7 protein-coding genes and 1 pseudogene are annotated in these 6427 nt (G+C 71.5%); 7 read left to right on the forward strand and 1 reads right to left on the reverse strand.

Annotated features, from left to right (window positions below; translation table 11 throughout):
• From FMEAI12_RS32345 to FMEAI12_RS32355, 3 genes and pseudogenes are all read left to right on the forward strand, one after another.
• Nucleotides 1-408: pseudogene (locus FMEAI12_RS32345) on the forward strand (hypothetical protein); the annotation flags it as partial.
• Entirely contained in the window at nt 405-821 is a 417-nt protein-coding gene (locus tag FMEAI12_RS32350; protein WP_071067053.1) for a roadblock/LC7 domain-containing protein, read from the forward strand. The pseudogene FMEAI12_RS32345 and the gene FMEAI12_RS32350, both read left to right, overlap by 4 nt.
• Before the next feature lie 21 nt (nt 822-842).
• Entirely contained in the window at nt 843-1202 is a 360-nt protein-coding gene (locus FMEAI12_RS32355; RefSeq protein WP_071067052.1) for a DUF742 domain-containing protein, read from the forward strand.
• 166 nt (nt 1203-1368) lie between these two features.
• Here FMEAI12_RS32355 and FMEAI12_RS32360 read toward each other — a convergent pair whose 3' ends face one another.
• Nucleotides 1369-1959, reverse strand: coding sequence for a pyridoxamine 5'-phosphate oxidase family protein (locus FMEAI12_RS32360; RefSeq protein ID WP_071067051.1), 591 nt, complete (start codon nt 1957-1959; stop codon nt 1369-1371).
• A 103-nt stretch (nt 1960-2062) separates the two neighbouring features.
• Here FMEAI12_RS32360 and modA point away from each other — a divergent pair, with 103 nt between their 5' ends.
• From modA to FMEAI12_RS32380, 4 genes are all read left to right on the forward strand, one after another.
• Complete coding sequence (gene modA, locus FMEAI12_RS32365) at nt 2063-2887, forward strand: molybdate ABC transporter substrate-binding protein (protein WP_112108981.1); 825 nt, start codon at nt 2063-2065, stop codon at nt 2885-2887.
• 143 nt (nt 2888-3030) lie between these two features.
• Complete coding sequence (locus FMEAI12_RS32370; protein ID WP_368672131.1) at nt 3031-3831, forward strand: ABC transporter permease; 801 nt, start codon at nt 3031-3033, stop codon at nt 3829-3831.
• On the forward strand, nt 3828-4985 hold the full coding sequence (locus tag FMEAI12_RS32375; protein WP_112108984.1) for an ABC transporter ATP-binding protein: 1158 nt from the start codon (nt 3828-3830) through the stop codon (nt 4983-4985). Before FMEAI12_RS32370 ends, FMEAI12_RS32375 begins: the two co-directional genes overlap by 4 nt.
• Before the next feature lie 450 nt (nt 4986-5435).
• The gene (locus FMEAI12_RS32380) at nt 5436-5687 is read left to right on the forward strand and encodes a hypothetical protein (protein ID WP_071067049.1); all 252 of its coding nucleotides are present in this window, start codon (nt 5436-5438) and stop codon (nt 5685-5687) included.
• The last annotated feature ends 740 nt before the right edge of the window (nt 5688-6427 follow it).

The following is a 6427-nucleotide window of genomic DNA, read 5'->3' on the forward strand; positions in this document are numbered from 1 at the left end:
GGCCGTACCTCGGGCGCGGGCTGCCCCCAGCCGGAGCGGTCCGCCGCGCTGCCAACCACCCGGGCGGGGCTGCCGATGCGCGTCCCAGCGGCCGGTGGCACCCGGTCCGGCGGCACGGAAGCGGAGCACATCCCGGGCCCGGCGGTACGGGGCGGCACGCCGGACCGCTCCGGCTGGGGGCAGCCCGCGCCCGAGGTACGGCCGGAGTGGATCCGGGGCCGGCTCTCCCGGCTGTACGAAGGTGTGAACCACGCCCGCGACACCGATGCCACCGATGCCACCGATTCCCGTACCACCGGCTCCCGCGGCCTCGGGGGGCCCGGCGCGTCCCCTCCGGTCGTGCCCCCCGGCGCGACCCGGGCCGAACGTCCGTTCGGCTCACCCCTCGATAGGCTGGAGGACGAGTGACCGAGACGATCCCCGACAGCCCGTCACTGGACTGGCTGATCAACAATTTCGTCGATCAGGTACCGGGCGTCGCCAACGCCATCGTCGCGTCGTCCGACGGGCATCTCCTCGCCGTCTGTGACGGTTTCCCACGGGAGCAGGCCGGCCAGCTCGGCACCATCGCCTCCGGTCTTTTCAGCCTCACCCTGGCGGCGGCCGAGTTCGTGGACGGGGGCTCTGTCACACAGACGATCGTGGAGATGGCCCAGGGCTCCATGCTGTTGATGGCCGTCGGCGACGGATCGTGCCTCGCCGTCCTCGCGAGCAACACCTGCGACATCGGACTGGTCGGCTACGAGATGACAGTGCTGGTCAAGCGCACCCGCGACGCCTTGACCCCGGCCAGACGCCACGAACCACCCGCGGGCCTCTAGCGGGACGGGAGCTCGCACCCGGTGACCGACGACTGGTCAGATCCATCCGGCGAACTCGTCCGGCCCTACACAGCCACCCGCGGGCGGGCTCACGCCAGCCGCCTGCTCGCACTCGAGGCGATGGTCTGCACGACCGCGCACGGGCGGCGCCGGCATCCGGAGCTGCTCCTCGACGAACGTTCGATCGTCGAGATGTGCCTGCGCCCGCAGTCCGTGATCGAGATCGCGGCGGAGCTGCGGCTACCGGTCGGCGTCGTGCGGGTGCTGGTGACGGACGCCGAGTCGGCGGGTCTGGTGGAGATCTCGCAGCTCGACACGACCGACGCGACCCAGGAGGTTGGGCTGCTCGGCCGGGTGCTCACCGGCCTGCGGCGCCTGTGACGCCTGGGCTCCCGGGGATGTCGGTGCCGTCTGGGACGTGCTGACCGGGACGTGCCACGCGGCGCCGGTTCCCGACCCCATGTGTTACAGACTCATGACGGACAGGTAATTTCCCGAGAACCCGCGTGTTCTGCGACCACCCACACTCGGCACGGGCACGCGTGCCTCACACCGAGCCGAGGACCCGGGTCACCTCGATCTCCACCACGACCCGGTCGGGGTTCACGCGAGGGGTGCGGTACCGCTCGGCGTAACGGCGCTCCGCCTCGGCGACCGACGCGGGATCGTCCCGGACGACCGCCAACCCCTCAAGCGTCGACCACCGCCCGCCGTCGACCTGACACACCGCGACCGGCACACCGACCCGACCCGACGCCGCCACGGACGCACCGCCAACCGGCTCCACACCTCGGTCGGCCAGGGAGTTCCACAGCGGCCGACCGGGCATTTCTCCGTCAACAGAAGGCTTTTCGCCCGCGCCGGAAGTCGTGGGAGGAACCGCCGCGACCCGCGAGCCCGCGTCCGCCACCGCGACCCGCCCGGCTGCGTCCAGCCCGCCGCGCCCGGCCAGCAGCCTGACCTTGCGTGACCGGCGGGATGTGATCACTCTGGCGACACCGGCCTGCGCGTCCAGCGTGACGCCCACAGCGATGACGTGCGGCGTGCCGTCCAGGCGCACCGTCGTCAGGGTGCACAGATGCCGCTCACGCCAGAAGTCGAGGAACGCGGCGCCCCGGCCGCGCAGGTCGTTGGACACCCCTACACCCTCTCACCAGGCGCGACAGCGGTTACTTATCCGTAAACGCGGAACATACACCACTCATAAACCGCGATTGCGGCTGTATCGTGCATCCGTGCCGATGATCCGAGCCTCTCGCAGGTCCACCCGCGTTTCGCGCCTCGCCGTCCCCCTCGTCCTCGTGCCCGCCCTCGCGCTCGTCGCCGCCGGCTGCGGGTCCGACGATGACACCGCGACCCCGGCCGCCGCGACCACCGGTGCCGCGCCGGAATCCCACTCCATCACGGTCTTCGCCGCCGCGTCGCTCACCGAGACGTTCACCGAGCTCGGCAAGCAGTTCGAGGCCGCCCACCCGGGGACGAAGGTCGAGTTCTCCTTCGCGGCCAGCTCCGCGCTGGCGCAGCAGATCAACTCGGGTGCCCCGGCGGACGTCTTCGCCTCGGCGAGCCCGAAGAACATGACCGAGGTCGTGGACGCGGGCCACGCCAAGGACCCGACGACCTTCGCGACGAACTCACTCGAGATCGCGGTACCCAAGGACAACCCGGCCAGGATCGACGACATCGGCGACCTCGACACGCCCGGTGTGAAGGTCTCGCTGTGCGAGGCACAGGTGCCCTGCGGCGTCGCCGCCACCACGGTCCTCGACAAGGCGGGCGAGAAGGTCACCCCCGTCACCTACGGTCAGGACGTCAAGGCCGTACTGACGTCCGTGCGCCTCGGTGAGGTGGACGCCGGCCTGGTGTACCGCACCGACGTGGCCGCCGCCGGCGCCGACGTGGTCGGCGTGGAGATCCCGGCGAACGTCAACGCGACGACCAGCTACCCGATCGCGGTGCTGACCGACTCCGACGAGACCGAGACCGCGCAGCAGTTCGTCGACTCGCTGCTGTCCACCGAGGGCGTGAAGGTGCTCACCGAGGCGGGATTCGGTCCGCCGGCGTGACTCTGGGCCGTCCGGCACGGCAGGTGGCCGGTTCGACACCACCCGTGCCCGCCGCGGTGACCGGTGGTGTCGAACCGGAGCTCCCCCGACGCGGCGACGGCGCCGGCCGGGGCCGGCGGGGCAGCCGGGGCGCGCGGCGCGAGGTGCGCGTCCGCGCTCCCTGGCCGCTCGCCGTGCCGGCGGCGCTCGCCACCGTGTTCCTCCTGCTGCCACTCGTCGCACTGATCATCAGGGCTCCCTGGGAGGCGCTGCCCGATCTGCTGAGCGATCCCTCGACCGGGCACGCGCTGTGGCTGTCGGTGCGCACCGCCACCGTGACGACCGTGCTCTGCGTCCTGTTCGGGGTGCCGCTGGCCTGGGCGCTGGCGCGGGGCTCCTTCCCGGGGCGGGGCCTGCTGCGCGCGCTGGTCACCATCCCGCTGGTGCTGCCGCCGGTCGTCGGCGGCGTCTCGCTGCTGCTCGTACTGGGCCGGCGCGGCCTCGTCGGCAACCGCCTCGACGACTGGTTCGGCGTCACGATCCCGTTCACGACCAACGCCGTGATCATCGCGCAGACCTTCGTCGCGCTGCCGTTCCTGGTGCTGTCGGTCGAGGGCGCCCTGAGCGCCGCCGACCGCCGCTTCGAGGACGCGGCGGCCACCCTCGGCGCCGGCCGGGCGACGGCCTTCTTCCGGGTGACCCTGCCGATGGTCGCGCCGGCGGTCGCCGCCGGTGCCGTGCTGAGCTGGGCGCGGGCCCTGGGCGAGTTCGGCGCGACGATCACCTTCGCCGGCAACTTCCCGAAGACCACCCAGACGATGCCCCTCTCGGTCTACCTGGCGATGGAGACCGACCCCGACGCCGCCGTGGCACTGTCTCTGGTGCTGCTGGTGGTCAGCATCGTCGTCCTGGTCGCCCTGCGTGGCCACTGGTGGGACGCCCGACGAACGCAGCGCCTCGCATGACGGAGAAATCCACGGGCCTGGACGCCCGCATCGGCGTCGACCTGGGCACCCTGCGCCTCGACGCCGCGCTGACCGTCGCCCCCGGGCGCACGCTCGCCGTCCTCGGGCCCAACGGCGCCGGCAAGACCACGCTGCTGCGCGCGCTGGCCGGCCTCGTCCCGCTACGCCACGGGCAGATCACCCTGGACGGGACGGTGCTCGACGAGCCGGCATCCGGGCGGTACGTCCCCCCGGAGCGGCGCGACGCCGGCTACGTCTTCCAGGACTACCTGCTCTTCCCGCATCTCAGCGCGGTCGACAACGTGGCGTTCGGGCCCCGGGTCCGCCACCGGACCCGGCGCGGCCCGGCCCGCGCGGCGGCGCTGGAATGGCTGGCCCGCCTGGGCCTGGCCGAGTTCGCGCACCTGCGCCCCGCCGCGCTGTCCGGCGGGCAGGCGCAACGGGTGGCACTCGCCCGGGCCCTCGCCCCCGGGCCCGGGATGCTGCTGCTCGACGAGCCCCTCTCCGCCCTGGACGCCGGCACCCGGCTCGAGGTCCGCGCCGAGATCCGCGCCCTGCTCCCCACCCTGGACGTCCCGGTCGTGATGGTCACCCACGACCCGGTGGACGCCCTGACCCTGGCCGACGAGGTGGCCGTCCTCGAGGGCGGCCGGGTGGTCCAACGAGGCGAGCCGGCCGAGGTGATCACGCGCCCGCGCACGCCGTACGTGGCCCGCCTCGCCGGCCTGAACCTCTACCCGGGAACCGCCGCGAACGGCACGGTCACCCTCGGCCCGACAGCCGGCGGCGACCCTCGCACCGCCGGTGCCGGGGGCGGCGGAGGTCTGCCGGGCGCACCGGTGCACGGGGCGCTCCGGGTGGCCCCGAACACTCCGCCCGGAGCGGTGCTGGTCGCGTTGCGGCCCGCCGAGGTCGGCGTCCACCTGCAGGAGCCGCCGCCCGAGACCCGGGTGAACGTCCTGACCGGGCCGGTGGCCTCCGTCGAGGCGCTCGGCGACCAGGTCCGGGTGCTCGTCGCCAGCACCCCGGCCGTGCGGGCCGAGATCCCGGCCGCGCGACTGGGCCTGCTCCGGCTGGTCCGCGGAACACCGGTCTGGCTCACGGTGCACGAGGACGCTCTCGACGTCTACCCCAGCAACGGCGCCACGATGTGATCCCCGCCCACAGTCACAATTCCCGTCAATCAGACAAAAGCTCCGCGCATCGGGCGGCCCGCTCGCCCTTTGATTTCCTTCTCGCCCTTTCGGACCGGATTCGGCCGAGATCGGCCCCCGAAACAGCGAGGAAGAAACCAAAGGGCGAGTAACTGAGCCGAGTTTTCGGTCAGGTTGTGATCGGCCCCGGTAAACGACGGGGTTTCGGTCGCGCCGGATGGCAGGGTCCGATGGCTCGGTGGGCCTGGGGCCGCTGCGTCTCGCGGCGAGGTGCCCCTGGTCGCACCCTGCCATGCAACGACTGGAACCCTGCCAGTCACCGGGGGTGATCACACTTCATACCCCGGCCCTTCAGCATTACGTCCTGTGCGCCGAGCCTCCCCGTGTGTGTCACGGGCTGTCGGGTACCTCATTGCAATGATGTGTGTCAGGAAGGCCCTCGTCTGCGTCATGACAGCCGGCGTGCTTGGCGTCGGAACACCCACGGCGTTCGCTGCCAGCACCGGCCTGGACGCCGCCACCGCGGAAAGGATCATCAACGACGCCCAGGTTGCGGCACTGGACTACACCGGCGGCGGTCATGTCCAGAGCGTCAGCCTCGACCCCGACTACGTCACTGTCAGCGTTCTCAAACTCGACGGCGACGAAGCCACCATCACCATGAACCGGGACTACAGCATCCAATCCGTCTACATCAGCTGATCGGGCGGCCGTTGCTACGCGACGATCGTCGACAGCCCCCCGGGCCGGGGGCACGCCCGCGGGATCGTCCTCGGCTGACGCACCGCGGGCAGCGTAAGCGAGATCCCCGACAGGGCGGAAGTACGCTGCCCGTGGTCCCTGGGGCGTGCCACCGAGCCCCCTCCGTAGACCCCGCGTAGGGGGCTCCGAACGTCCTCCGGCTCTTGGAGCCGGAGGACGTTCGCCGGCCGTGGTGGTACTGGTCAGGGGCAGTGCGGGGTCCTCCGCAGCTCGCCCAGACTCACCGCCGTAGAACGTGACGGAGCGTCGCTCCTTTTCAGGCGTCGCCGTATCTGGCCTCGCGTCGGTGGTGGTGGCCCGTCGCTGGTCCTGCGTCATCGGATCTGACCTGGTCGCCCGTCAGGAGAGTTGACACACAGCGCCACCCCGATGGTCAACGCGTTCCGAGGTGTGACCGCTCTCGGTGGTTGGCAGGGATCCGGTCACGCTGTTCGGCGAGGGCAGTGCGACCTTCAAGATCGCCGGCAAATTGTGTGGCGGGGCGTGGCGGTCTCTGCTCAGGTTGTCAGATTCAGACAGCGCTACGACGATTTCGCTGACTGGTACGACGCTTAGAGCGTGTCTTGTGTGGCGGCTCCGGGTACATATCTGATCATGGATGTGATGGAGAGCAGCCTCGCTCTGCGGCTGGTCCCGGACGATCTGTGGGAGCTGGTGGAACCGCTGCTGCCCCGGTTCGA

The sequence above is a fragment of the Parafrankia sp. Ea1.12 genome (assembly GCF_900465275.1).
Taxonomy (GTDB): Bacteria; Actinomycetota; Actinomycetes; order Frankiales; family Frankiaceae; genus Parafrankia; species Parafrankia soli.